This is a genomic window from Mesotoga sp. BH458_6_3_2_1 (assembly GCF_003664995.1).
Classification (GTDB): domain Bacteria; phylum Thermotogota; class Thermotogae; order Petrotogales; family Kosmotogaceae; genus Mesotoga.
The window spans coordinates 1-24,772 of the sequence record NZ_JFHL01000016.1; the positions used below are offsets into that span (position 1 = coordinate 1).

The 24,772-nt window shown below is 43.7% G+C and carries 31 protein-coding genes, 1 tRNA gene and 1 pseudogene; 16 read left to right on the plus strand and 17 right to left on the minus strand.

Annotated elements, in window-relative coordinates; all coding sequences use genetic code 11:
- Positions 1–215, minus strand: a pseudogene (locus Y697_RS14970) (IS1634 family transposase); the annotation flags it as partial.
- A gap of 268 nt (positions 216–483) precedes the next feature.
- Here Y697_RS14970 and Y697_RS08335 point away from each other — a divergent pair.
- Positions 484–558 (plus strand) — tRNA-Val (locus Y697_RS08335).
- 14 nt (positions 559–572) lie between these two features.
- Here Y697_RS08335 and Y697_RS08340 read toward each other — a convergent pair.
- The 3 genes from Y697_RS08340 to Y697_RS08350 form a co-directional block, all read right to left on the minus strand.
- Entirely contained in the window at positions 573–2,045 is a 1,473-nt protein-coding gene (locus tag Y697_RS08340) for an Rne/Rng family ribonuclease (protein ID WP_121551176.1), read from the minus strand.
- Positions 2,046–2,147: 102 nt separating this feature from the next.
- Positions 2,148–2,681 (minus strand): ribosome hibernation-promoting factor, HPF/YfiA family, encoded by a 534-nt coding sequence (gene hpf / locus Y697_RS08345; protein WP_121551177.1) that lies wholly within the window; start codon positions 2,679–2,681, stop codon positions 2,148–2,150.
- Positions 2,682–2,749: 68 nt separating this feature from the next.
- A complete protein-coding gene (locus Y697_RS08350; protein ID WP_121551178.1) occupies positions 2,750–3,238 on the minus strand; it encodes an NUDIX domain-containing protein in 489 nt (162 codons plus the stop codon).
- Positions 3,239–3,326: 88 nt separating this feature from the next.
- On the opposite strand from Y697_RS08350, the gene Y697_RS08355 reads away from it, so the two are divergent.
- On the plus strand, positions 3,327–4,838 hold the full coding sequence (locus tag Y697_RS08355) for a YifB family Mg chelatase-like AAA ATPase (protein ID WP_121551179.1): 1,512 nt from the start codon (positions 3,327–3,329) through the stop codon (positions 4,836–4,838).
- Between the two features lie 11 nt (positions 4,839–4,849).
- On the opposite strand, the gene Y697_RS08360 is transcribed toward Y697_RS08355, so the two are convergent.
- The gene (locus Y697_RS08360) at positions 4,850–5,488 is read right to left on the minus strand and encodes a hypothetical protein (protein WP_409071771.1); all 639 of its coding nucleotides are present in this window, start codon (positions 5,486–5,488) and stop codon (positions 4,850–4,852) included.
- On the minus strand, positions 5,469–5,684 hold the full coding sequence (locus tag Y697_RS08365) for a helix-turn-helix transcriptional regulator (RefSeq protein ID WP_121551181.1): 216 nt from the start codon (positions 5,682–5,684) through the stop codon (positions 5,469–5,471). The genes Y697_RS08360 and Y697_RS08365 overlap by 20 nt, the downstream gene beginning before the upstream one ends.
- A gap of 190 nt (positions 5,685–5,874) precedes the next feature.
- Here Y697_RS08365 and Y697_RS08370 point away from each other — a divergent pair, with 190 nt between their 5' ends.
- A complete protein-coding gene (locus Y697_RS08370) occupies positions 5,875–7,053 on the plus strand; it encodes a radical SAM protein (protein ID WP_220665736.1) in 1,179 nt (392 codons plus the stop codon).
- Positions 7,054–7,118: 65 nt separating this feature from the next.
- Entirely contained in the window at positions 7,119–7,883 is a 765-nt protein-coding gene (locus Y697_RS08375) for a flavodoxin family protein (protein ID WP_259462398.1), read from the plus strand.
- A gap of 56 nt (positions 7,884–7,939) precedes the next feature.
- On the opposite strand, the gene Y697_RS14975 is transcribed toward Y697_RS08375, so the two are convergent.
- The 4 genes from Y697_RS14975 to Y697_RS08390 form a co-directional block, all read right to left on the minus strand.
- The gene (locus Y697_RS14975) at positions 7,940–8,065 is read right to left on the minus strand and encodes a hypothetical protein (RefSeq protein WP_259462399.1); all 126 of its coding nucleotides are present in this window, start codon (positions 8,063–8,065) and stop codon (positions 7,940–7,942) included.
- A 234-nt stretch (positions 8,066–8,299) separates the two neighbouring features.
- A complete protein-coding gene (locus Y697_RS08380) occupies positions 8,300–8,785 on the minus strand; it encodes a hypothetical protein (protein ID WP_259462400.1) in 486 nt (161 codons plus the stop codon).
- 83 nt (positions 8,786–8,868) lie between these two features.
- Positions 8,869–10,113, minus strand: a complete 1,245-nt coding sequence (locus Y697_RS08385) for a hypothetical protein (protein ID WP_121551183.1) — start codon at positions 10,111–10,113, stop codon at positions 8,869–8,871.
- A 303-nt stretch (positions 10,114–10,416) separates the two neighbouring features.
- Complete coding sequence (locus Y697_RS08390) at positions 10,417–11,310, minus strand: RHS repeat domain-containing protein (RefSeq protein WP_006488203.1); 894 nt, start codon at positions 11,308–11,310, stop codon at positions 10,417–10,419.
- Positions 11,311–11,395: 85 nt separating this feature from the next.
- Between Y697_RS08390 and Y697_RS14980 the strand changes: the two genes are divergently transcribed.
- The 4 genes from Y697_RS14980 to Y697_RS08405 all read left to right on the plus strand — a co-directional run bounded on the left by Y697_RS14980 (position 11,396) and on the right by Y697_RS08405 (position 14,087).
- On the plus strand, positions 11,396–11,848 hold the full coding sequence (locus Y697_RS14980) for a GNAT family N-acetyltransferase (RefSeq protein WP_259462401.1): 453 nt from the start codon (positions 11,396–11,398) through the stop codon (positions 11,846–11,848).
- A gap of 114 nt (positions 11,849–11,962) precedes the next feature.
- Positions 11,963–12,337 (plus strand): GNAT family N-acetyltransferase, encoded by a 375-nt coding sequence (locus Y697_RS14985; protein ID WP_259462402.1) that lies wholly within the window; start codon positions 11,963–11,965, stop codon positions 12,335–12,337.
- A gap of 139 nt (positions 12,338–12,476) precedes the next feature.
- A complete protein-coding gene (locus tag Y697_RS08400) occupies positions 12,477–13,631 on the plus strand; it encodes an MFS transporter (protein ID WP_259462407.1) in 1,155 nt (384 codons plus the stop codon).
- Positions 13,632–13,736: 105 nt separating this feature from the next.
- Entirely contained in the window at positions 13,737–14,087 is a 351-nt protein-coding gene (locus Y697_RS08405; protein ID WP_006488197.1) for a DUF3147 family protein, read from the plus strand.
- A 60-nt stretch (positions 14,088–14,147) separates the two neighbouring features.
- Here the strand turns inward: Y697_RS08405 and Y697_RS08410 are convergent, their stop codons facing one another.
- The 5 genes from Y697_RS08410 to arsB form a co-directional block, all read right to left on the minus strand.
- A complete protein-coding gene (locus tag Y697_RS08410) occupies positions 14,148–14,831 on the minus strand; it encodes an aromatic aminobenezylarsenical efflux permease ArsG family transporter (protein ID WP_039882306.1) in 684 nt (227 codons plus the stop codon).
- A complete protein-coding gene (locus Y697_RS08415; protein ID WP_006488193.1) occupies positions 14,831–15,319 on the minus strand; it encodes a nitrophenyl compound nitroreductase subunit ArsF family protein in 489 nt (162 codons plus the stop codon). Before Y697_RS08415 ends, Y697_RS08410 begins: the two co-directional genes overlap by 1 nt.
- A 323-nt stretch (positions 15,320–15,642) precedes the next feature.
- Positions 15,643–16,413: a metallophosphoesterase gene (locus Y697_RS08420; RefSeq protein ID WP_121551185.1), complete on the minus strand. Its 771-nt coding sequence runs from the start codon at positions 16,411–16,413 to the stop codon at positions 15,643–15,645.
- Positions 16,410–16,736: a helix-turn-helix transcriptional regulator gene (locus Y697_RS08425; protein ID WP_121551186.1), complete on the minus strand. Its 327-nt coding sequence runs from the start codon at positions 16,734–16,736 to the stop codon at positions 16,410–16,412. The genes Y697_RS08420 and Y697_RS08425 overlap by 4 nt, the downstream gene beginning before the upstream one ends.
- On the minus strand, positions 16,733–17,791 hold the full coding sequence (gene arsB / locus Y697_RS08430; RefSeq protein ID WP_121551187.1) for an ACR3 family arsenite efflux transporter: 1,059 nt from the start codon (positions 17,789–17,791) through the stop codon (positions 16,733–16,735). Before arsB ends, Y697_RS08425 begins: the two co-directional genes overlap by 4 nt.
- 149 nt (positions 17,792–17,940) lie before the next feature.
- Here arsB and Y697_RS08435 point away from each other — a divergent pair, with 149 nt between their 5' ends.
- The 7 genes from Y697_RS08435 (at position 17,941) to Y697_RS08465 (ending at position 22,027) form a co-directional block, all read left to right on the plus strand.
- The gene (locus Y697_RS08435) at positions 17,941–18,228 is read left to right on the plus strand and encodes a helix-turn-helix transcriptional regulator (RefSeq protein WP_006488188.1); all 288 of its coding nucleotides are present in this window, start codon (positions 17,941–17,943) and stop codon (positions 18,226–18,228) included.
- Positions 18,229–18,714: a permease gene (locus Y697_RS08440; protein ID WP_121551188.1), complete on the plus strand. Its 486-nt coding sequence runs from the start codon at positions 18,229–18,231 to the stop codon at positions 18,712–18,714.
- Positions 18,711–19,244 carry a permease gene (locus Y697_RS08445; RefSeq protein ID WP_121551189.1) on the plus strand — a complete coding sequence of 178 codons (534 nt, stop codon included), beginning with the start codon at positions 18,711–18,713 and terminating at the stop codon, positions 19,242–19,244. Before Y697_RS08440 ends, Y697_RS08445 begins: the two co-directional genes overlap by 4 nt.
- A gap of 15 nt (positions 19,245–19,259) precedes the next feature.
- Entirely contained in the window at positions 19,260–20,375 is a 1,116-nt protein-coding gene (locus Y697_RS08450; RefSeq protein ID WP_121551190.1) for a permease, read from the plus strand.
- 18 nt (positions 20,376–20,393) lie between these two features.
- Complete coding sequence (locus Y697_RS08455) at positions 20,394–20,627, plus strand: thioredoxin family protein (protein ID WP_006488181.1); 234 nt, start codon at positions 20,394–20,396, stop codon at positions 20,625–20,627.
- 77 nt (positions 20,628–20,704) lie between these two features.
- Positions 20,705–21,280 (plus strand): flavodoxin family protein, encoded by a 576-nt coding sequence (locus tag Y697_RS08460; protein WP_121551191.1) that lies wholly within the window; start codon positions 20,705–20,707, stop codon positions 21,278–21,280.
- 243 nt (positions 21,281–21,523) lie between these two features.
- On the plus strand, positions 21,524–22,027 hold the full coding sequence (locus Y697_RS08465; RefSeq protein WP_259462403.1) for a hypothetical protein: 504 nt from the start codon (positions 21,524–21,526) through the stop codon (positions 22,025–22,027).
- Here Y697_RS08465 and Y697_RS08470 read toward each other — a convergent pair.
- Both Y697_RS08470 and Y697_RS08475 read right to left on the minus strand, forming a co-directional pair.
- Positions 22,024–22,947, minus strand: a complete 924-nt coding sequence (locus Y697_RS08470; RefSeq protein ID WP_259462404.1) for an alpha/beta fold hydrolase — start codon at positions 22,945–22,947, stop codon at positions 22,024–22,026. The genes Y697_RS08465 and Y697_RS08470 overlap by 4 nt on opposite strands.
- Before the next feature lie 32 nt (positions 22,948–22,979).
- Positions 22,980–23,771: a PAS domain-containing protein gene (locus Y697_RS08475; RefSeq protein WP_121551194.1), complete on the minus strand. Its 792-nt coding sequence runs from the start codon at positions 23,769–23,771 to the stop codon at positions 22,980–22,982.
- A 161-nt stretch (positions 23,772–23,932) separates the two neighbouring features.
- On the opposite strand from Y697_RS08475, the gene Y697_RS08480 reads away from it, so the two are divergent.
- Positions 23,933–24,754 (plus strand): thermonuclease family protein, encoded by an 822-nt coding sequence (locus Y697_RS08480; RefSeq protein WP_121551195.1) that lies wholly within the window; start codon positions 23,933–23,935, stop codon positions 24,752–24,754.
- Positions 24,755–24,772: the final 18 nt, after the last annotated feature.

Below are 24,772 nucleotides of genomic sequence, written 5' to 3' on the forward strand. Positions count from 1 at the left end.
AGGGCTTCTTTCCTAATCCATTCTTTCGTCGAGAAGTTCCTCAGGCTTTCAATAAGCCTATCTATCTGGCCGCTGTTCTGAAGATCATCTACCCTCCCCAGATTAACCAGAACTTTCTGTCTAGTCTTATTCCCCACTCGTATATTCTCTACGAGCTGCAGGTAACTCCTGGTGGAACCGTCCTTGTTTTTGAAGTGTTTCAGTCTAAGAAACATGGCACCTATATTATATCACTATAACTAACTATAAGTCAAGCAATAACAAAGTTACAAGCAAACCCACATGGCACCGCATTTCAAAAACGATTCCAGTGTCTACCACGAACTTATGCACCTCTCAGAACTTATTCCTACCATTTATTCACTTTTGCTGTCAAAGTTGAGTCTGACGATATCTCTTTCCAACCGTCACCGCTATTTGTCACCACGTAGCCAATCGCCAAACCTTGACACCATACTCGGCCGGTGATAGAATTTACTGTGCGGATGCGTAGCTCAGCGGAAGAGCGCTTCCTTCACACGGAAGAGGCCACAGGTTCAATCCCTGTCGCATCCACCAGAAGGAAAAGGGAGTCATTTAGACTCCTTTTTTGCTTTTCTTCTAGGTTTTTTTGGTTTCTCTTGCTGTTTCACGAATTTCACTTCATAAGAAGTCGGAATCGGCCATGTAAAACCGACTGAAATTTCTCTTTTAAGAGTTCTCCCCAGGTTTTTCTGGTTATCGGGAGTGAGGATTCCCGACATGTTTTGATACACTTGAACAGCTGCCCCGCTAATAGTCTCATCCTGAAAACCTCTCGTAAGGTCCTTCAACAATCTCTGATATACAGCCCTAGGAGATTCAATTCTTCCCGTGCCCTTACAGATCGGACATGAAGAATATAGTTTGGATCCGATGGCAGCTGTCGATCGCTTTCTAGTCATTTCCAGAAGTCCCAGTCTAGTGAATCCCATTATCATGGTTCTTGCCTTGTCTCTTTTGAACTCACTGGTAAGACTGCCAATTACTTTCTGTCTATCCTCATCGCTCTTCATATCTATAAAGTCAATAACAACAATTCCTCCGATGTTTCTCAATCTCAGCTGTCTTGCTATTTCCGAAGCCGCTTCAAGATTAGTATTCAATGAAGTCTCAGATACGTCGTTTCCAGAGATATTACTGGCCGAGTTTACGTCGATTACAGTCATTGCTTCCGTTCTATCTATATAGATATTCCCTCCTCCAGGTAAGGGAACCATTCTGGTGTAGAGAATCTTCATTTTCTCATACACTTCTTCAGATGCGAAAGCGTCACCTTCAACGTACCTTACAACTGGTTTAAAACCGGATTTAAACTTGCTGATTCCTGCGACGACATCGTGCCAGAGCTCCTCGGAGTCAACCACTATTTCCTTTGTGTTTTCAGTAAGCCTCTCTCTGAGTATATATTCGACAAACGATGGCTCCTCGTAGAGAATCTTTGGCTTTCTGCTCCTCCTAAACGTCTCATTTATCTGATTCCAGTTACTACGAAGACTTTCTAGCTCTTCCTTTATAGTCTCCTCGCCCACACCAAAAGCGGCTGTGCGAAATATCACACCCTCTTTGTTTTCAAGAACGGATTTTGCAACCTCAGTTAGTCTGTGCCTTTCTTGCTGTTCGGATATCTTTTTAGAGATGCCGATGTGTTTTGAGAATGGGGTATAGACAAGACTGCGACCTGGAATACTAACTTTTAGAGTTATCTGAGGACCTTTAGATCCAATTGGGTCTTTGCTAACCTGGACAAGGACCTTGTTGCTCTTTTCCAATTTGGATTGTCCGGATGCATCCTTGAACCTAAGAAAAGCGTTTCTTCCAATTCCAATGTTCACAAATGCCGCTTCTAGACTGGGAACGACATTCTCCACCTTACCCAGATAGATGTTCCCTGTAACGCTCTCGCTGTCCATGTCTTCAAAGAAGATTTCTTCTAGCTGATCGCCATCCAGCGAAGCTATTCTCACCTCATCTTCGATTCGACTGAAGACTATGGTCTGCGTTCTGTTATTATTTATTCTTGCCACCGCCCTTTCATTTCTATAGACAGAACTAGATTTCAGTTTTTATACAACCAGTATATCTCATCGAATAATAAAAAAAGCGGGCCACCTTCAGGTGGCCTTCCGCTATTCATTCATTTCAATTATTCCTATGGATCCATTCTTTCTGGTATAGAGAACATTCACTTCATCTGTGTCGATATTCCTGTAGACGAAAAAAGTGTGGCCTAACATCTCCATTTGAAGCACGGCCTCTTCCTCGGTCATAGGTTTAATAGTGAACTTTTTGCGTCTTGTTATCATTGTGGAGTGGTCTTCCTCAAACTTGGAGGGGATTGATTCGAGGTTTTCCTTAAGGCCGTTTTTGTGCTTGTAGCGAGTTCTCTCTTTGAACCTCTTTATTCTTCTCTCAAAGGAATCAGATGCCGAATCGATGACTGTGTAGAAATCACTGCCCTTCTCTTCCACACGAACCATCACGCCTGGCAAATGAGCAGTTGCTTCAATTTTGTAGAAAGCTCTTTCCTTCGAGAGCCTGAGATCCATCGAAATTAGCTTCTCCTCGTTGACAACTTTCGACACTTTTGAGAACCTCTTGTCGATGTAGTCTTTCATGGAGTCTGTTACAGTTACGTCTTTAGAGTAAATGTTGTAATCCATGATAACCCTCCTCTCGCGTGATGTGACTCAAGTTGCGTTATTACATGTTATCACAATATCAAAGACCGTTACAGTGAACCGGGAACATGGTCCTTCGTGGGAACCTCTCTCTTGCTTTTGATTTGTAAAAGCTCTACTGAGCTGAGATTATCCCATCCGTTTTTTAGAAGGGAAGCGAGTTGAACCGGAAGTAACTTGAACCTGTCAAGTTCATCAATTATTACCCACTTCGCATCGACTAGAGTTGGGATTCCCTGATTATCTGGATCTGACCCCAGCTTCAGCTTTCCTGAGACATAATCGCAGGAGAATATCACCTCCATAAGATTTTCACTTTTGAATTCCAAAAGCGCAATGACAGAGCGTGGGGAAACCACTACTTCAGTCTCCTCCCTTATCTCTCTCTTGATTGCATTGAAAAGATCTTCGCCTGATTCAACGAAGCCGCCAGGGAAACACCAGAAGGGAGGTCTGCCGTGATGCTCATGACGAACAAGAAGAACGGATTCGTCTTTAACGATAAGTGCTCTTACTTTAATACGATGTGTATTCTTCATATGCACACCTCGACCATACCTCAACTCAAGTATATCACCTCTTCGTTCGTTGATTGATATAATCTGAGATGAGATAGGAGGTCATGGAATGCGCTACTCAAGAGTTAGAACAGTTACAACTGTTGGTTTGAAGGTTTTGGACGTTCTTGTTGAGCTGGATATTGACAGCAGGGCAATCATCCAGGAAATGGACATTGTAGGTCTAGGAGACACCGTTATCAAGGAGAGCAAGAAGCGGGTGAAGAGTGCCGTCAAGAATTCTGGGATTGAGCTTCCAAATGGAAGGATAACTGTTAACCTCGCTCCTAGCGATGTGAAAAAGGAGGGTTCTTATCTTGATCTCCCTATAGCTGTTGGACTTCTCAAAGCCACTTCGAAAATCAATGCCGATCTATCAGACTTTGTCTTCTTTGGAGAGCTAGGTCTCGATGGAAGTTTGAGGCGAGTAAGGGGAGTATTGCCGATTTTGCTTTCACTTTCAAGAAGGGCAAAGGATATGAAGATAGTACTACCTGCTCCGAACAGACAGGAGGCTTCAATAGTAGAGAATTTGACGATATTTACGGCCGATAATCTGAATGATCTGGTTGGTTTTCTAAACGGGTATACAGAGAAGGAGCCCGTCGTCTATTTGCAACCGGAGCTTGGTAGTGTGAATGGGCCGGACATGTCTGAGATCAAAGGTCAGGAATTTGCCAAAAGAGCTTCCGAAGTCGCCGCTGCAGGCGGTCACAATATCTCTCTTCGAGGTTCACCGGGATGCGGCAAGACGATGCTTGCCCGTAGGATTCCGTCCATTCTTCCTCCCCTTACTATGGAAGAGGCCATCGAGACTACGATGATTTACAGTGTTGCCGGTCTTCTCGGAGAGAAAGGACTGATAATGGAGAGGCCTTTCAGATCACCGCATCATACTGCATCAACTACGTCCATTGTCGGAGGAGGCAACGACGCAAGACCGGGTGAGATCAGTCTGGCTCATAATGGAGTATTGTTCATGGACGAGTTTCCGGAGTTCAGAAGAGATGTTATTGAGGCTCTCAGGCAGCCGCTGGAGGATGGAGTAATTACAGTGGCAAGGGCAAAGCTGACTGCAACATATCCAGCAAGGTTCATGATGGTCGCTGCTCAGAATCCCTGTCCCTGCGGCTGGTACGGAGATAAGACAAGAGAGTGTACATGCTCTTGGTATGACATACAGAGGTACAACAGAAAGATCTCAGGTCCAATGGAAGATAGAATAGACATCTTTGTGGATATGCCGAGACTCGATTTTGACAAGTATATGGAAAACTCGACGGCAGAAAGCTCGGACGAAATTCGAAAGAGGGTCATTGCGGCAAGAAAGAGACAGTCGAAAAGATTTGATGGGATGAGCATATTTTCGAATAGTCAGCTCGGCCATGCTTTGCTGAAAGAATACGTGCCGCTCGATGCTGCATCGAGATCACTTCTGTCGGCGGCCATGGATAAGATGAAATTAACTGCAAGGGCCATTGATAGAGTTCTTAAAGTAGCACTTACTATAGCCGATCTCGAAGAAAGTAAAGTCGAGGCCAGGCACATTGCAGAGGCTTTGCAGTATCGAAGAAAGACCTAGAGTTCATCGCTCTAGGTCTTCTTAAGAGATCTGACCAGAAGAAAACTGAATGGGATGACGAACAAAGAGTAGACAAGCACCGACGTGATTCTTTCAAAGTTTGGTAGATAGACCCATGTTGCAATACCGATTAAGAACAGATAACTGAGACCGAACCATCTGTATCTTGCAGAAAGCTCCGTGCAAATAAGAATCACAATGCCGGGCAGCATTTCTATTAGACCGACCGTAGAAAAACCGTGAGAAAGAAGAGCAAATCCCACAAATATCAAACCCACCGATCTTCCGATGATTGAAACCGACTGCCTTCTCTCCAGAGTGAATCCAGAAAAAAAGACGGCTTTTGCAACAAAAGGAATAAGGATGAAAGAAATCGCACCGTCGATCGTAAGGGTGTATCTCATTCCAATGTAGAAGATGGCTAAAACGAAGCTTATTCCTAAAGCTATGTTAGATGAAAGGTTGTCAATCGCCTTCTCTCTTTCGTCAAATCCGGGAATTAATCGGAGCATCCTAAGTGAAGGAAAGAGAAAGAGCCCAAGCAAGAGCAGAGAATACCAGCTTCCTGCTGTCCTAATGAGAGAAATTGATAGAATAATTACGAAGACATCAAATATCAAGATAACCGTTTTAAGTACCAACCTGATCACCTTCTTCTAGTTCAAACAGTTCCTCGACAGTACATTGAAGGATATTTGCGAGCTTAAGAGCAAGTTTAACTGAAGGGTTGAATTTTCCCTTTTCAACTGCGATTATTGTCTGCCGGCTTACTCCGGCCAATCTTGCCAGATCGTTCTGTGTTATATCGTGATTCACAAATCTGAATTCCTTCAGCCTGTTCTTCAAATCATCACCTGAGATAAGTGTATATAATTCTTTACATAATGTCAAGTATTATATACATTACATCTCTGTGACTCTGCTTTCTCAGACAAATTATAACGTTTGAAGAAAAAAGCAAAGAGTTTCTCTTGTCACAACTAATAAGCCACAATATTGTACTAGATTGTTTTTGAGATGTTCAGGGGGTGAGTATATGAAATCTGGGATCTTCGAAAAAATTGATCTTGCTCTTAAGTCTGTCAATCCTCGTTTGTCGAGGGTCTTTCTACCATGGATAGTGAAAAACCCAAGATACATTCGTGGTTCTACAAGACTTTTGGAAGCGTTCAAAGAATCCGAGTCGGTACGAGACTCTCTACTTCAGGAAGGATTGGTTGTTCCTCCAATAATGATAATAAGCATCACGAACAGGTGTAATCTCAAGTGCAAGGGATGCTTCGCAAGTACACTTGGCAACTCTGGAAAGGCTACTTACAGCAAGAGGACTATGGACAGCGCAGATTGGTACAGAGTGATTGATCAGGGCAGAGAACTTGGAGTTTTCACTTTTCTTGTCGCGGGGGGCGAACCATTCATGCTTCCAGACCTCGTCGATATATGTGGCAGGAACGATGACAGAATCTTCGTCATATTTACGAACGGAACTACCCTGGATGGTGGAATATTCGATGAACTAAGAAAAACGACTAACACGGCGGTTGTCGTAAGTGTTGAAGGAGGAGAAGAACTTACGGATGAAAGAAGGGGAGAAGGAGTTTTCGCAAAGGCGGTTCGCTTTCTCGAAGCCTTGAATGAGGTTGGAGTTCCCGGTGGCATTTCCGTGACTATAACGAGAAGGAATTTCCGTTTCTGGAGCGATGAAACAAACCTTGACTTCTTCATAAACAGAGGCGCGAAATTGGCCTTCTTCACGGAGTACATCCCAACAGGTGAAGTGGGAGCCAGTGTAGTTTCCAGAAGCCCGATGGGAGATCTGAGCGTAGAGACCTCATCAGAGCAGTTCGCGATTCTAACAATGGAGGAGCGAAGCCATTTCAGGAAGAGAATACTTGACTACAAGGCAAAGAAACCAATCTTCATTGTTCACTCTCCAGGAGATGAAGAACTGTTTGGTGGCTGCGTATCTGCCGGAAAGGGATTTGTTCATGTGAATCCCTATGGGGACCTCACTCCGTGTCCGGTTTCCGATATTGCAACGCACAATCTTCTCAATTCTTCACTGAAAGAAGGTCTAATGAGTCCTCTATTCAAAGAGATTCGCGAAAACGAAGGAATGTTGGAAAACGGAGACGGACCCTGCGCATTGTTCTCTCACCAGAAGGAAGTGGAGGAGCTTCGCAGAAAACTCGGGGCTTACAAAACAGGACTCTAATCCTATAGCTAACCTTGAGAATATCGAAATGTGGTGAGTATGACGCCGGAACTCTTCTTTCTTAAATGAGTTATAGCTCACTAAAAGAATATAATCTATTTGAAAGAGCTAGAGTGGTCTCTTTGAGGGGAGGTGAAATAGTGAAAGCAATTGCCTTCAATGGAAGTCCAAGGATGGAGAGAGGCTACACTTCAAGACTTTTGTCTTCGCTCTTAAAGGGCATCCAAAGCGCGGGATACGATACTGAACTCTTCTATACAAACACTTTTTCACCACTCCCCTGTACTTGTGGAAGTATGCACTGCTGGGATATAGAGCCGGGAATCTGCTGCATGAAGGATAGTATGCAACCGATTTATCAGAAAATCAAAGAATCTGAGATTCTCGTACTGGCAGCTCCAGTTTACATTCCGTTGCCAGGAGAAATGCAGAACCTTATAAACAGGCTGTGTCCTATGATAGATCCCGTACTCAGCATTGTTGATGGCAGGACTAGAGCCAAGCTGAGAGCCGGCTGGAAGACAGAGAAGATTTTGCTGGTATCTACAGGCGGCTGGTGGGAAAAGGAGAACTTTGACACTCTTATAAGAATCGTACGTGAACTGGCGGAGAATGCAAGCGTAGTGTTTTCCGGCGCTTTGATCAGGCCTCATGTTCACCTAATGTTTGACAGGGGAGATCCAACAGATGAAGGAAAAGAGATACTTCTAAAAGTCGAGGAGGCGGGCTGCGAACTTGTAAGAAAAGAGACAATAGACGATGATCTTCTGAAATTCATTAGCCGACCGCTGATCTCTCATGAGACATTCGTCGAAATGTGGAACAGGTGACGATTCTGCGGGAAAACATTCATGGATCTACATGGGACACATTTTCTTTGGGGAACTCAGTAAGGGTTGATAGAAGTTAGTGCTTCATGTTCGACAAGTGATAGTTTTCTGGTAATTCTTGTATCATACGTTATGAGATCTCTCATGGGCACATAGCTTGTAGATATTACTCTTGGTTGCATATTCACGCAGACTATTACGCATAGAAAAAGAACAAAGCGATCATGAATTCTGATCTGCATATGTCGAAGGGGGATTCTTCGAATAGTTGTTTAACTGTTATTCTTTCGACTTATCCATTAGGTGTGTTGTCCGAAGTGTCGCACTGCTGATAACTCTTGCTGGCCGTTTCGGTCATCGGAGAAAGGATTCAACTGAAGTAATACTGATGTTCCTTAGGTGCTCTAACGCAAACTTCATCTATCGTCTAGGGGCTTTCCACTGAAGAAAACAACCTGTTTTTCGAGATGTGAGCATATTGCTTCTACATCTTCGAGCTCTACTCTGTTTTCTGCTTCACGCTCAGGGTGAAAGGCGAAGCGCGGGTCCATATGAACGATTACGCGATCACGGCGATTCTTGAGTCTTACTATTCTGTTTGCCAGGAGAGCTTCTTCCTTCTCAAAGTCATCGAGAACACTATAGAGCTCTCTTCGAAATTTTTTGGGACAGCCCTGCCGAATGTATTCACGGAAACTCTTCATTGTGAATCCGCTGTTCCTAACGAGCTTCGAAGCTCTAATGACAACGCTTTCGAAGAGTGAGCTTCTTATGACACTGTCACTTTCAGATTTGAAGAGCTCTATTTCCACCCTCAGAAGCTTCGTCTCATCCCTGAGAACTCTATTCCTCACTAAATAGCCTTCTAGCTTTTCCGGTTTGATAATCGAAAATAAGTCCATACACAATTATAGCTTTTTGTCGAAAGTGGACTGAAGATGAAAAAAGCGGGCTACTGCCCGCTTTTCAGTATGAAAGAGTCTCTTTAAGGAGTCCAGGTAATATAGCGCATCGGTTCCTGAATAGAGCCAGCGGCCGAGCGCTCTGTAAGGGTCCATGAAGTACTGGACGGAGTGACCCCCTTAATTGCCGTGTAGCATTTGTAGAACAGAGCCGGCAATGAGTCTATTGATTTGGCAGCAGCATACGCAGTCACTTCCGGCCAATGAGCATCACTTGTGTAGTAAGCTAGTTTCTGCAGGAAGTCCCCTGACCACTCAACATACATATCGGTAGGATTGTGATCTGCGTATCCGCCCGCGCTATCCCAATCTGGGTATGCGCTCTTGGCAGCGGTAGTTGTAGTGATTATCATCTCGATGTTTGCTGGAGTTACTCCACCGGATTTCAGACCTTCAAGCCAGCTACCAGCATGGCAGGATTCGATGATTATGCAGAACTTCACGTTCGAATGTTCAAGGATATAGCTTCTCAACTGACTCGCGTAGAAAGTTGTTCCTCCAAGATTCATCAGGTTAGTGTTTCCATGTGCGATGAAATAGAGAGTAATGTAGTTTACCTTCTCTGTCGTTAAGAGATCATTGATAGCAGCTTGAACGGCAGTCCAGTTTGGAGCGGCTTCACCCGCAACATACTTCACGTCACGCACTCTGTCAGCATCCATTATGGCCTTGAAGGCATCAGACATTAGGTTTCTAACGTCACGAGCCTGTGCATACAGATTCTGAGTCGGAGTTAGTCCACTGGTTATTACAGCTCCCTTTATCCTTAGAAATCGGACAATCCAATCGATATCTATTACTGTGATTATAGGCTTAATAATCTTCCATTTATCCCAAATAACTGCGGTGGCATAGACTTCCCTGTCGCTCATCGCTGTAACTATATTTCCATTTAGTGTTGGCCAGCCTTCAGTGTCTTCTTCGAAAATAATCTGGCCACCTTTAGAGATAACGACAAGTTTTCCAGGGTGATCATAGAATGCTCCTGGTGCTTCGTCAAGATAGAAAAAATAGCCAGCCTGATTAATCGCTTGCAGCTGGAACTGAAGCTGTTGCCCTCCGGCTGTCTCAGAACCGATGACGTCTCCCTCTCCCACTTCACCCAGGAGAAGTCCGGTGAATGGACCCTCAGGTTCTCCTTCGGATTCTATAAACTGAATGAACTTCTTCGTGGCAGCGGCAACGGGATCTTTTGGGATACAGGAAGACAAGATTAGGAGAACCACTAAAGCAGCGAATAATACTGTAATTATCTTCTTTAGCCGCATAGTATCACCTACCCCTCATGCGGAGATTACGTTTTCCTATACGGACTATATGTTATTAAGTCATTTTGCACCCAATTATATACTCTGTTAGTGCATACAGATTATGACCGGTTACTGATTCAACTATTACAATTTAGATTAACAATATCTCATTTTGTGTAGCTAAAGGCATGTACTGTAGGGAAAAGTAGTGGAAAAGAAATCGAATGTGAAGTCAAAGCAAACGAACAGAAAAGAATCTACATGAAGCGATTTCATAATTAAAAAGAGGGTGTTTCCACCCTCTTTTTCTTATTGATTCAATCAGTAATACTCAATTTCCCGTGTCTCTTCTTCTTCAATCATTGCCGTCTCTTTCCAGGTTTCGTTTTGGAGCTCCGCGATATCCATAACATAGTAAGCAACCTTATGTGTATAGTTGCCCGCGGAATCGTATTCATATTCATAAACAACGGCTTCTTTCTCTTCACCAAAACTACTGTCAGATACTCTAAGAACAACGTCACCCATTTCGTTGTACTCAAGAGTAGATACTATTGGTTCGGGTTCTGTGCCTGGTTCAGCGAACATGTACATATACTCCAGCTCTCTAACGCTCTGGTTCTTATCATTGTACTCGAAAATGGTCTTTGTAAGGACCATTCCCATCATTCCAAAGGATTCCTCAACCAGATTTCCGTTGTCATCGTATTTCATCGATATGGTCATCTCGATTTCCTGCCCCTCGCTCATTCCACTGATCTTCTGAGCGACTAGTCTTCCCGCTTCATCGTATTCCATAACCAGATTGGAGTCACCTTCAGAGTCTTCAACGATTATTCCGGCTATTCTTCCGTTTTCGACCTTTATTTCGTCGACGTTTTCCTCAACACCATTCTCTCTTCCAGACACAGAAAGTAGTTTTCCATTGGCGTCGTAATTGAAGAGTATCGCACTCTGCTCATTACCGTCTTTATCATATTCAATCTGCGAAACAAGACTGCCGTTCGCGTTGAAGGTAAGAACACTGTATCCAGACAGGACGAATTCCTCATCGATTCCCAGATCCATTTCGTTCTCCGGGTATAGTATTTTCGCTGACTTAACGGGTCCTCTTAATCCGAAATCCTCGGTGCTCATAGGAATCATAAACTCTGATTGTCCAAGAGCAATCACAGAGAAAACCAGCAAAACCAAAAATAGAGAGATTCTTTTCACTGCTACACCTCCATGTGCAAAGTTACTATAATCATACAGGAGTTGGATGAAAACGGTATCACTTATCTCCCCTATAGGCGGTATTATGATTGAAGATTTCTTTGTCGATAAGCCCTCTTCTGAGGAGTCAAAAGGGATTATGGAGAAGATGTATCACTCGATTCCCGAATCGAGCAATGGTAGGTATTCGCTTTCAGAACTCAGGCCGATTGAGGAAGTCTACTTTGATTTTCTTAAGAGAGGCGATAAATTGCTTGTCTTGAGAGTCCAAGGAGAGATAATTGGGCATGTCCACTTCGGGCCACAGAGGGACGAACGGTTTTCTTCGAATTTATCTGGACACATCTATGATCTATATGTCAAGAAAGAGTACAGAGGAATGGGAGCAGGAAGAACTCTTCTTAGGTCTGCTTTAAAGGAACTCAAGCCTTTTTTTCAGAAGATTACCGGCAATACTTATAGATTCGGGACTGGATGGCATATGCTGAAAAGTGAGGGTTTTAGCGAAAAAAGAATTACCTTGAGTACCAATAAATGACTCGCAGACTCTAGGACAAATGCCTTCGAAATCTTTCGCGGTCTTCCTGAAGATCTTGGAAAAGTCTTTGTCGAAATCTCCTCTTCCCCCTCGCTCGTAGAAAATCAGCTTCAAATGACGTCAAGTGAACTATTCTTCAATCTGAATGAAATCATGGACTCAGGAGGTAGAATTCTAATTTGCCGGCAAGATGAAGAAACGGTGGGAGTTCTAATCTATTCTGTCTTCGAAGATATTATGACTTACAGTCTTCTTGGATCTATAGAGTTTGTCTTTGTCAGCAAACGTTTTCGTCGAATGGGCATAGGAAGAAACTTACTTTCTTTCCTAAATGAGTACCTATCAATAAGCGGGGTTGAAGAGTCATTCTTTGAATGTGCATTTGAAAGCGATTATCATCTTTGGTCTGAAGCCATCGGTATGAAAGAATTCTCAGTTCTTCTTGAGAAGAAGCTGGGAAACCAGGAAGAGAACAGGATTCTTCGATAAGAGATGATGGTTTACATACGAATTTGGATCCGTAACACGCTGATTTTGCCTAATTTGAGGGATTTAAAGCTGATGCTATAATTGATAAGTCAATCAAACTAGAGGAGAATCTCCCTTGCATAATAAACGTCTTCCACTCTTGCTGACATCTCTGTTAGTGTTCTTTGTGATGTTCGGTTTTGGCTTGCTCTTACAGCTGAAGCTAAGAGAGCTTGGGGCCTCACTTCTTATGGTTGGGCTTCTTACAACAGTAAGAGGAGCTGTGGAGACTTTCGGTTCTCCGGCCTGGGGAGCAATATCTGACGGACTTAAGAAACGAAAACTCCTGATGATATTACTCGTACTCACGCCGGCCCTTCTCTACTTTGCTTATTCAGTAATTGAGATTCCCATAGTATTCATTCTCTTTTCTTCATTGATTGCTTTCTTCACCGCCGGGTTCGAACCCATAGCAATGGCTCTGAGCACAGAACATTCACGGGATTCGGTCAGAAATACTTCAAGAGAACTGTCGATATTGAATACTGCAAATTCAACTGGAATGCTAACTGGCAGAATTATGCTCTCGATTCTTCTGATCTTTTTCACTGTGAGTCAGGCTATTAACTGGTATGCTTTTGTTGCCCTAATTGCTGTCATACCTGTACTTTTTTTGAATGAAGAGGAACACCTCGTCTCTCGTAGAAAGGGCTTCTTGAACAGGTTGTTTCCCTTGAAAGAAGATTCTACGCCTCTCTGGGAAAATGGACTGTGGGCAGTTTATGCCGGCACTTTCTTGAGACAGCTCGGAACGGCCGGAGCCACTTCGATAATTGCAATATATATGACTGAAAGAATTGGCTTGTCAGGAGCGGCTACGGCAATTATCACTTCGATAAACCCTTTTATGCAGATCTTTTCTCATATCTTCTTCGGAAGGGTGATATCGAAAACCGGACCAAGAAAGAGCACACTGATCGGCATAGGTCTAACGATATTCACAATGGTTTTCTTTGCCGTGGCAAAGAGCTGGGTTCTCATTGCAATTGGGTACTTCTGCCTAGGTATTGCCTTTGGAGCCTTCATAAACGGTGCCGGTACTATGATATCTCTCAGTTCACCGCCGGAGAGAAGAGCCGAGTTTCTAGGACTTCTTAGGTCGGCGAGAGCCATTGGTTTCATGGTGGGGCCATTACTGGCCGGAACGGTTGCAGAATACTCTTATTTTGGCATGTTCATTATGATGGCTTCACTCATTGCCACTGGAGGACTAATCGTAATTGTTTTTACGAAGGACCGATTCATTACAAGCTGAGCTAAACTGGCGTATGGTAATCTATTAGAATCTCAGGAGTGATACGAGATCATAAAAATCAATTGGCAGTGTGGACAAAAAGAGTCAAAGCGGAGGTGAACGAGTTTGCTGAGATACATCGTGAAAATCCTTGTGTCATCGGTAATAATCGTTCTTGTTTCTGAAGTTAGCAAGAAGTCTGGATACATTGGAGGACTTATAGCATCTTTACCTCTTACTTCCATGCTGGCGCTATTCTGGCTCTACAACGACACAAACAGTTCAAGTAAAGTTGCAGAACTCTCGACCGGCATTCTCCTTTTTGTTCTTCCTTCTCTGATTTTCTTTGTTGCTATGCCATTGCTTCTCAGAAGGGGCATCAATTTCTACGTAGCACTTGCTTTGTCCAGTGGAGTCATGATGGCAGGCTATGCCTTCTTTTCGCTCATCCTTTCAAAGTTTGGAGTGAGATTATAGCAGTCTTGAATTGAATAATTGCTTGACCTCTGTTTGTGAAGCGGTGTAATACTGAGCGTTTCACAAGAAAATCCTCCTTATACTCAGATAGATTCCCAGGACTATGAAAACTGCTCCGGTAATTGTCCTCGCCCAGAATTCGAATCTGCTGATTCGCCTGAACATCTGCGCGACCAGCTTCGTGCTTATGGCAATTCCGATGGCAACAACAACAACAGGTAGGCCTGTGCCGATACCATAGATTGCAGGAATCATTAGCCTGGACTGTTCATTGACTGCGAGGGGTATTACGCTTCCAAAGAATAGTGCAGCCGATACAGGGCAAAAAGTAAGGGCGAACAAAGAGCCAAGAATCAGGGCCCCAAGCAGACCTTTGCTCTTGATCTTCTCTTGAGATGTTGTATCCAGATTTCTTCCGCTGTTTCTGAAACTCAGCAACTCAAGAAGAAACATGCCTACAACGATCATAATTGGGCCAATTAACTTACCCATGTATTTCTGGAGGAATCTCGACAGACCTGGAGCCGCCGTCAAGCTTGAAACAAGTATTGCGCCAATGGCAACATATGTTACTACCCTTCCCAGTGTGTAGAGAAGACCTGCTAAAAGTGACTTTCTTGGGCTACCGATATTCCGGCTGATAAAAGAAACCGCTGCAATGTTCGTAGCTAGAGGGCAGGGGCTAATGGAGGTCAAAATCCCGAACCAAAGAGCGGAAATCATTGAAAACGCAAAGTTGTCCATCAATTCACCCCCAAAAAAGAAGCTACTTCATCTCTCACATATTCAATGTACTGGTCTTCCTCTTCTGAAAGGTCCCAGGCATGCCACAGTTCCTTCCATTCACCGGGCTTCCCATCTATGTATTGCTGGATGACAAGAGTGTTATACATGATAGTGTAATCTTCTAGATAGTGGTAATTCTCCGGAAGGTCTATGTTTACCACTTCCCACCTCAAGGTCCCCGTTCCATATTGTGAAGAAAAGTGTGTCTCGACTGCTTTCTTTGCGTTTGCCTCCATGTCCAGGCATACCTTACAACGGATAGTTCCGTGAAAGTAATAAAGAACAACAAAATCTTCTGGAAGAAAAGGATCATCCTGTTCTTCAAGAATGGATTCTCGAGACTTCGAAGACTGAGAAATGAGTTTGATTTCATCGTACGCAAAATAAGCAATACTGATCAAGACGAATAGTAGCAAGCAGATGGTAATGACTCTCTTCAGTTTCACGACTCACCCCCACAAAAAAGCAGTTATGCAATTACGGTTTGACTTCGCCAGTCTTCCAAGGTGGGCTTGCAACCGAGGTGGATAGTGGCGCACGCACGGCTATTAGTTCCTTTGGTGAAGATTAGAGCTCAGTCATTATTAATGAGAGATATTTGTGGCCAGTTCCACTTCACGGCCAAATTGGCTATTTCGCGAACTTTCTATACCCATACCTCATCGCTATATTCAGCTCCTAATCCCGTGATCTGAACTCAATTCAGAATCTCTTTCTTAGAAAGCTTTTCAAACAATTGCAATCGATCTCAATCTCCAGCAAAAGAGCTTTAGATTCTGAAGTCCATGGTATTCTCAAGTTTCGACGGCCCCATTTTGTATCCTTTGCCGAGCACAAGAACTAGAGCAAGTTCTGCAGGCAGCCCGACCTCAATCATTTTCTCAGCTGTAGATTTGACATCATACTCAACTCTTCGAAATTCATATGAAATACTCTGCTGGACAACATCAATAATCAAATAGCAGGCCTTGGGATTTCCATCCTTAGGCCTGCCGACGCTGCCGCCGTTGAAGACGAGTTTTCCCATCGCCCATCTAACCATGGGAAGATGCGTATGACCGTTGAGGACTACATCGGCTTTGACGCTCTCCAAAACTTTTTGTAGCCTTTCGCCTGAAGTTTCTGGTCTTATGTACTCAAGTAGATGATCTACAGGACTTCCATGAACAAGAAGAAACTTCACACCCTCTTCTTCGAATTCCAGTGTATGAGGAAGTGAACGTAGGAACTCCTTAGCTTCAGCTGAAGTGTTTGCTATGGTCCAGTTTACGGAATCGTCTCCAACCTCCGTTTCTCTACCGGGATTATATGCGCAGCCGCAGCTCTCCTTTTCATAACCTATTGCATCATCATAATTTCCCATTATCGCAGGGATTCTAAGGTCGCGAATTCTTTGAACAACCTCTTGCGGCTGAGGACCATATCCTACTAGATCCCCCAGACAGTAACTTCTGTCAATGTTTTGACTCTCGATATCTCTCAGTACTGCTTCGAGAGCCTCAAGATTTCCATGTATATCGGAAAAGAATGCCAATCTCATTGTTCTTCACCACACTTTCTATGTCTCTCCTGCTTCTTGATTCCAAACTCATCTACAGCGATATCAACGATTTCGTCAACGAATCCCGGGCAATCAGCCATGCTGTAATATCTCCATCTGCCATCTTTCCTAGCTTGAATCAACCCTGAATCAGCCAGTGCTTTCAAGTGCCTGGAAACTGTAGGCTGTGGGAGCTCAAGCATATCTTCGAATTCACAGACACATAATTCCTCATGAAGCTTGATAAGGCCAAGAAGTCTCAGATTTGTCTCATCGGCAAGACTCTTCATAACGTCGGTAAGATTCCTAGCAAGCGTCTTCACTTAATCCCCCCACCTTTTGAGAAATCGAATGAGTCCTTCCGATTCTTCATGATTGCAACCAGTGATAGCATTACCGGTACTTCGACAAGCACGCCGACTACTGTAGCCAGCGCTGCACCGGAATTCATACCGAAAAGTATGAGTGCAACCGCTATTGAAAGTTCAAAGAAATTCGACGCGCCAATAAACGTCGATGGCGCGGCTTCGGCATAGTCTATCTTTAGCTTTTTTACTGCATAGTATCCAATGTAAAAGATCAGATAGGTCTGAATCACTAAAGGTATTGCTATCAAGACTATGTGAAGAGGATTATCAACTATTGTCTTTCCCTGAAACATAAATACCAGGACAAGTGTTAGAAGTAACCCAATCTTTGTGAACGGATCGAATTTTGGAATGACATTCTCGTTCAAGTATTTCTCTCCTCTTCTTTTCACTACAAGCCTTCGCGTCAGAATCGCCAAAGAAAGAGGAATTGCTACATAGAAGACAACCGACCAGAAAATGGTTGAGAAGGGTACCGGAAATCCTGTCGATACTCCTATCAGAAGTTTACCCATTGGTGCGAAAAGAAAGAGAATAAACAGATCGTTGATTGCCACCTGTACAAGCGCGTAGTTTATGTTGCCCTTTGCAAGATATGTCCAAACTAGAACCATCGCTGTGCATGGAGCCAATCCCAGCAATACCATCCCAGCAACATATTCATTAGCAAGTCCATCAGGAATCAATGGACTAAAGAATATCTTTATGAAAAGCCACGAGATGAAGGCCATAGTAAACGGCTTGATCGCCCAGTTGACTACCAATGTTACTAGAAGAGGCCTGGAGTTCTTCTGTACGTTGACTATTTCTTTGAACTCAATCTTCAGCATGATCGGATACATCATGAAAAGCAGAACTACTGCTACCGGAACTGAAACATTTGCAATTTGCCAGTTTCCTAGGGAATTTGAGAGACCGGGAAGAATGTTGCCCAGTATGGCCCCCAGAACCATTGCAGCTCCCACCCACACTGTTAGATATTTGCTGAAAACATCAAATCTCTGTTCCAAGTATACTGCCTCCAATATTCTCACATTCGAATATATGAATATGATACACGCCGATTGTTTTCTGGGTTTTTACAGAACGTTAAGTTTCATTGTTGCACAACAATGCAACATAGATTATTCTATAAGTATAGCTTCTTTGGAGGTGTCTGATGAACAAGAGGACAGTAATGCTTTTCAAGGCACTAGGGTGTAGCTGGCGACTGAAGATACTTGAGCATCTTTCAAAAGGTACTATGTGTATTTGCGAGTTCGATGACCTTTATTCGATAGACAAGACAACTCTCTCAAGGCACGTTAAGGCGCTGGTAGATACGGGCCTCGTCAAAGAAAACAGGAATGGCACGAGAAAGGAGCTCAGCATAGCAGATAGAAGAGTCCTGGAGATTATCGAGCTTGCCAAGTCAATCACTGATGTATCATCTCAAGAATCGGAGTAGATGACTGTGTACAGCATTGTAATCTATTTCATAACTGGATTGCTTCTAGTTCTCTCTCTCATTGCAAGCCAAAAAAAGACAATTCTGGCGCTCAAGAAAGCATGGAGATCATTTGAGGGAATTCTGCCTGAACTGATCGCTATTCTGCTTTTTGTCGGGTTGCTTATCGCGCTGTTGAATCCCGAGACAATCTCACAGCTGCTAGGAGAAAGTTCGGGAGTTTGGGGGTTGCTGATAGCTTCAGTAGTGGGGTCTATCACCCTAATTCCCGGTTTTGTGGCTTTTCCTACGGCGGCCATGTTGCTGAATAATGGAGCCGGTATAACTCAGATAGCTCTTTTCATCTCCACCCTGATGATGGTAGGAGTTGTCACTTTTCCGGTGGAGAAAAAGTATTTCGGAACCAAATTAACGATTGTGAGAAATGTAATGGCATTTGGATTCTCATTTATAGTGGCTGGTCTTATGGGAGCGGTTCTGGGATGAAGGCGAAAAGGTATGTCTTTCCACTATTAATGGCAGCTGTCGTTTCTGCCGTATTTGCTGTCGATAATCAGGTTGGGCGCAATGCACTGAGCATTACTGGATCGAGTTTTTTGGAAATGTTGTCCGTTATTCCTCCAATATTTATTCTCTTGGGCCTTCTCGATGTCTGGATTCCGAGAGAGAAGATTATCAGACATCTGGGAGAGGAGTCAGGAATAAAGGGAATAGTACTTTCCTTTCTTCTAGGGGCAGCTGCGGCGGGGCCTCTATATGGAGCCTTTCCAATAGCAGCGGTCTTCATGAAGAAAGGAGTAAAGTTTTCGAACGTGCTGATCTTCATTGGAGCTTGGTCAACAACTAAAATTCCGATGTTTATGTTCGAGTTGGGATCACTTGGTGCAGGTTTCGCCTTGCTTAGACTGGCAATAAACATTCCAGGAATACTACTTATGGCGATAATACTCGAGAAAATAACCGGAAAGGAGAGTATTGAGGCGATATATGCACAGGCAACCAGCATGAGTGAATAGGAGGCATTTTTTTAGATGGAGAACGATTTGAAGAAAGAAGTGACGAAGTTCGGATTGTTGGCAGCCGGTTTTTTTGTTTTCTATTTTCTGCCTTTTGGAAGCCAATACGTTCAAGATGCAATAATCAGCGGATTTACAATGCTTGGTTCATATGCAAGAGAACACGTACTTCTCTGTCTTGTACCTGCCTTTTTCATAGCGGGCACTATCACCGTATTTATTCGGAAGGACACAATATTGAAACTACTGGGTCCTGACGCCCGAAAGATCATTTCATACCCAATCGCCGCCGTTTCCGGCGGAATTCTGGCAGTTTGTTCGTGTACGATTCTTCCTCTTTTCGGTGGTATCTACAAACGGGGCGCCGGCCTTGGACCTGCAGTTGCCTTTCTCTTCAGCGGTCCGGCAATAAACGTTGCTGCAATCTTTCTTACTGGAAACGCAATTGGTTGGGAGATAGCACTTGTGAGAATAGTTGGGGCCTCGACTTCGGCAATCTTGATAGGCTTAACGATGCAGAGTATCTTTAGAGAAAAGGGATCAGGAGGTTTTGCGACTCAGGAATCGGATGATCAAATTTCCTGGCCAGAGTCTATTGGTTTTCTGGGCCTCCAGATGACCTTTCTGATTGTTGGTGGGTTGACTATCAATCCAATTGTTAAGGCATCAATACTAGTTATCTCCGCTGTTGCAGTTTTTGTGATGGCTATACGTTTCAAGAGAGAACTGAGAAATCAGTGGATAGGTGAGACATGGGATTTTGCAAAGAAGATCCTCCCGTATCTTTTCTTTGGGGTTTTTGCGGCAGGAATCATATCCAGCGCGCTTCCACAAAGTTTGGTAGAATCTCTTCTTGGAGGCAACAGGTTCGGCTCAACTCTCTTCGCATCTGTCTTTGGAGCCTTCATGTATTTTGCGACATTGACGGAAGTTCCTATCGTTCAGTCGCTCATGTCTCTGGGAATGGGCAAAGGTCCTGCCCTGGCGCTCTTCATGGCAGGTAACTCACTTAGTTTGCCCAGCATGATAGTTATCACTAGACTTCTGGGAAAGAAGAGAGCATTCACTTACTTTGGACTGGTAGTGGTATTCTCCACGTTGTGGGGATTCATATATGGAAATCTATTTTAGGATTAAGGAGGTCGTACAATGAAGATCGAAATCTTTGGTTCGGGCTGTCCGAGATGCAAGCAGACAGAAAAGATTATGAAGATGGCCGTTGAAGAGTTGGATTCAGATGCGATAATCGAGAAGGTAACGGACATGATGGCGATTATGGAGAAAGGAATAGTCTCGACTCCTGCTGTCGCGGTCGATGGAAAGATCGTTCTATCAGGGAAGATACCATCATTAGATGAGGCGAAGAGACTTATCAAGGGTTGATGGAATAGATATTTAGGTGATAGATTAATGGAGGGGGAGGCTCCTCCATTTTTCAACCATGTAGCTGGAGGTCAAGAATGAAAGTCGTAGCCTTTAATGGAAGTCCGCGTGTCGATGGAAATACCTCTAAGATGATTGAAGAAGTCTTCACTGTTCTAAATGATGAAGGAATAGATACCGAGATAGTACAGATTGGCGGGAACCCTGTAATGGGTTGCACTGCCTGCAATATCTGCTTCGAGACGAAAAACAGGAGATGCGCAATAAATGATGACTATGTGAACGGTTGCATAGAGAAGATGCTTGAGGCAAACGGAATTATCTTCGGGACGCCGACTTATTTTGCGGATCTCTCGCCTGAGGTGAAGGCTCTGATTGACAGAGCAGGGATGGTGGCACTTGCCAACAACGCTATGTTTAAGAAAAAAGTAGGTGCGGCCGTAGTAGCGGTCCGAAGAGGAGGATCGGTTCACGCATTCGATTCAGTCAATCACTTTTTCCTTATCTCTCAGATGATAATTCCCGGTTCATCATACTGGAATCTCTCTTTAGCCTGGCGAAAAGGAGATTTCGAGAAAGATAAAGAGGGAATACGAACGATGAGAGTCCTCGGTGAAAACATGGCCTGGTTGCTAAGAAAGATCAATGAGTAGCTGTTGTACTGAAAACCTTTACCCGAATTTTTAAGAATTGGAATAGATGGCAGGCTCTGAAAGAGTAAGCGGCCGACAAGACTATAAATTGAAAAAAGTACCACTGCCTATCTTTTTGCAAGAAGGCACTTCCACCAAATACCTTATGACACTTTATACTTCACTTCTGCGCGAAACTCTATAACCAATCTGATAGTTTTTTTATCTCTTCACAGCTAAGATATCCGGTTCTTGCCTCTTGTTTTGACACTTGAGAAATGGGGTTTTCGAGAACTAAAACTGGTATCTTATTTGTATGTCATTGTTTTTGTTTTTGGAGGTGTGAAAGTGTACACTTGGATGAAAACTCTTGGATGGATAAACTTCACTCTTCTTGTCATAAACACATCTCTTTTTCTGACAAGATGGTTCTACCGCACATTCAACAAGAGGCTTGAGCGGTTTCCCTGGGAAGGTTTCAAGAAACTTATGGTAATGCTGGCAGCTGTTCATCCCTGGACTGGAACGATTCTTCTCTTCACAGCCTTGTATCACGGTTACCTTGCGACTGGAGGTTTTGTTCTTTACAGTGGCAGTCTTGTTTTCATCGGGGTAGTTGCTCAGTTCATAGTCTATTTGCTGGGAAAGTATGTTGCGTCTATGAAGAAGAAATGGAGACCCATACATAAAGGCCTGATGATAGTCACATGGGCGCTGTTCCTTTTCCATATTTTCGCGCCGTATTCTATTTGGATTCCAATCCTCTAGTCCATTGTCGCTAGCGATCTCAAGAATGGCATTACAATTTCGAGGAATTTCCCGGGGCTTTCCTCATGTGGCAGGTGACCGGTATCTGGAATGATGGACAGCTGAGCTAACGGGAGCTCTTTCGCGAGCCTCACTGAGTCCTCGACGGGAACTATTTTGTCGTTATCTCCAGTGATAACTAACGATGGTACAGATATCATAGGGATTCTTGAATAGTCGTAAGGTTTTCTTGCAAGGGTCAGTTCCCATAAAGCTCTGTCCCAGTTTTCTGCCTTCAGCGGTTTTTCGTATCCTTCGAGAATGTCCGGGGTAAGCTTGTCGATATCGTACCAAGCCAGATCGAGAAGATCTCGCGACTTTCCCAGGAAAGCTCTAGTCACGAGCGGGCCAATATATCTGCCTTGCGATGTGCTTGTCAAAATTCTGAATAAAAAACTATCTGCGTTGGCAGTGTATATCGCAGCATCTACAAGTACCATTCCAAGAACCTTGTCTGGATACTTCAGAGCCGTTTCCAGCGCAGTTAAGCCACCGGCAGAGTTCCCAATTAGGATAGCCTTCTCAAATCCAAAATACTGTATTAGTAGTGCTGTAAGTTCCACCTGGCCCTCTAGAGAATAAGGATTGAAATCCTTCAGTTCTTCTCCAATAGTTCTGTAAGTGAAACCAAACCCCGGTCTGTCAAATGCGACAACTGTGAATTCTTCAGATAGAGGCTCCATGACTTCGCGCCAGGAAAATGTGCTTGCGCCAAATCCATGAAGTAGAATGATCAAAGGATAACCCTCACCGGAAATCTTATAATGTATGTCAATGTTGTTGATTTCTGCAAACATGCTATCACTGTCAGTCAAAGTTCTAGGATTTACGGTGTCCGCAAGGTCAGGCACCGGAATCAGAAAAGGCGCGATAATCAGCATCGCGAGAAGTGAGATTACCATTATTAGGGACTTCATTTTCCGGGCACTCGATTTTGCATAAATTCGAAGGCCTTGTTAACAAGCTGCTCGGGATCGACCCCATCTCTTGGAAGCAAGACGAATCCTGACTTTAGTTCTAGAGAAAGCTCTCCTATAACTGCTTTCCATTTTTCGAACGAGTCTAGTGCTTTTCGAAGTATAGTGCTTGCACTTCTTTGATCTTTAAGATCTTCTGCAAGCAATAGGAACTCGCGTCGAGAGAATCTGCAAAGAGTATCGCTCTTTCTGATTCCCTTCATTAGTTCATCAGTCATGTCTAATATAGTTGATTCTTCTATAGTTGAAGTGCCACCCCTGCTGCAAAGCTCAAGGGCAGCCACCATTGATGATAGATTGTTTCTCCTGTTCCTAAATAGTGCCATGTTCAATCTATCTCTAAAAAGCACGTAGTTTGGAAGACCTGTTTCGCCGTCGTAGTGAGCGAGTTGTGCGATAGTCTGTTCAGCCAGTTTGAGGTCTGAGATGTCTTCTGCCACAAACAGAAAATACCTCTTTTCTGCAGCCATCAATCTCTTAATGTAGAATCTCAACCACCTTCCGCTCCGCTTCATGTGATGATACGTTGTAGAATCCTCAGTTGGATGCTTAAAGTCTCTTATTTTCTTGGTAATCTCCTCTCGACTGTGTTCTATCAATAGTGAGCCGCTATCATTCGAAAACACTACCTGCAAGCTTTCATCAAAAATCGCTATCGCATCTTCTATGTTCATCACAGCTTGTACCACAAGATCAGAGAAGTCTTCGGGAGAGTTTTCAGACATCATTCTCACACCACCTTTGTGCTTTCAACGTCTATATTCTAACCTTTGACATAGAAAATCAGACACTTGTTTTTGGAGGGTCTGTAGTATATTGGTGGGGAGCCAAGATTGAAAGTCATATTTGTGTGACCAATCGATAGAAGTTGACGAAGGAGAAGTGGACGATGAAGAGAAAGTGGAGTTTGATTGCAGTTTGCGCATTTCTATTTGGGCTCTTTCTTCTACAAGGATGTGACCGTTCAAAGATTGTGACTACGGTCACCACGGTAATCGACGGTGATTCCCTGACGGTAAGGGCTCTCGATGGCACTGTCAGACTCATAGGAATAGATGCGCCTGAGATCAGGCCGGGGAGCAAACCTGAGGGGCAGTTCGCAGAAGAATCGAGAGATTTTTTGGAGCAGATGATTCTTGACAGTGGAAAGGTTACTCTTGAACTCCACGGAAAGGACACTTATGGCAGGCATCTTGCCTATGTTTTCGATTCTAACGGCACATTTGTAAACGGAGAAATTGTGAGGCAAGGTCTGGCGAGACCTTTAACTTATGAGGAAACATCTCACTACTCATCGGAGATTAGAGATGCCTATAGAGAAGCTTTCAGTACCAGAAGAGGAATCTTCTCACTGTATGACGATACTCAAGTCTATGAAGCCTCCTTTGTAAGGAGAAACTTGAATTCATATAAGTCAGGAGGTTTCATGGGAAAGATAATTTGGATAGAATTCATCGTTACAGATATAAATGGGTTAAGTATCATCGGCGAGGATGTCGTTGCAAGAGTCAGGTCTGAAGACGCATCACTCTTCGCTCAGGGTTCAACTGATTTTCAGAGATTCTATAGAAAGAGAATTAGAGTCTATGGAGAAGTCTGGCAAGACTCTTCCGGGAAAGTTTTGATCCTCTTGAGAGACCCAGGAATAGAGATAACTGGCACATTCCAATTTGCGGGTGCCTCACCCCTTGCTGTTTTCATAGCTGCCTAGAGGCCTTTTTTAATCTTG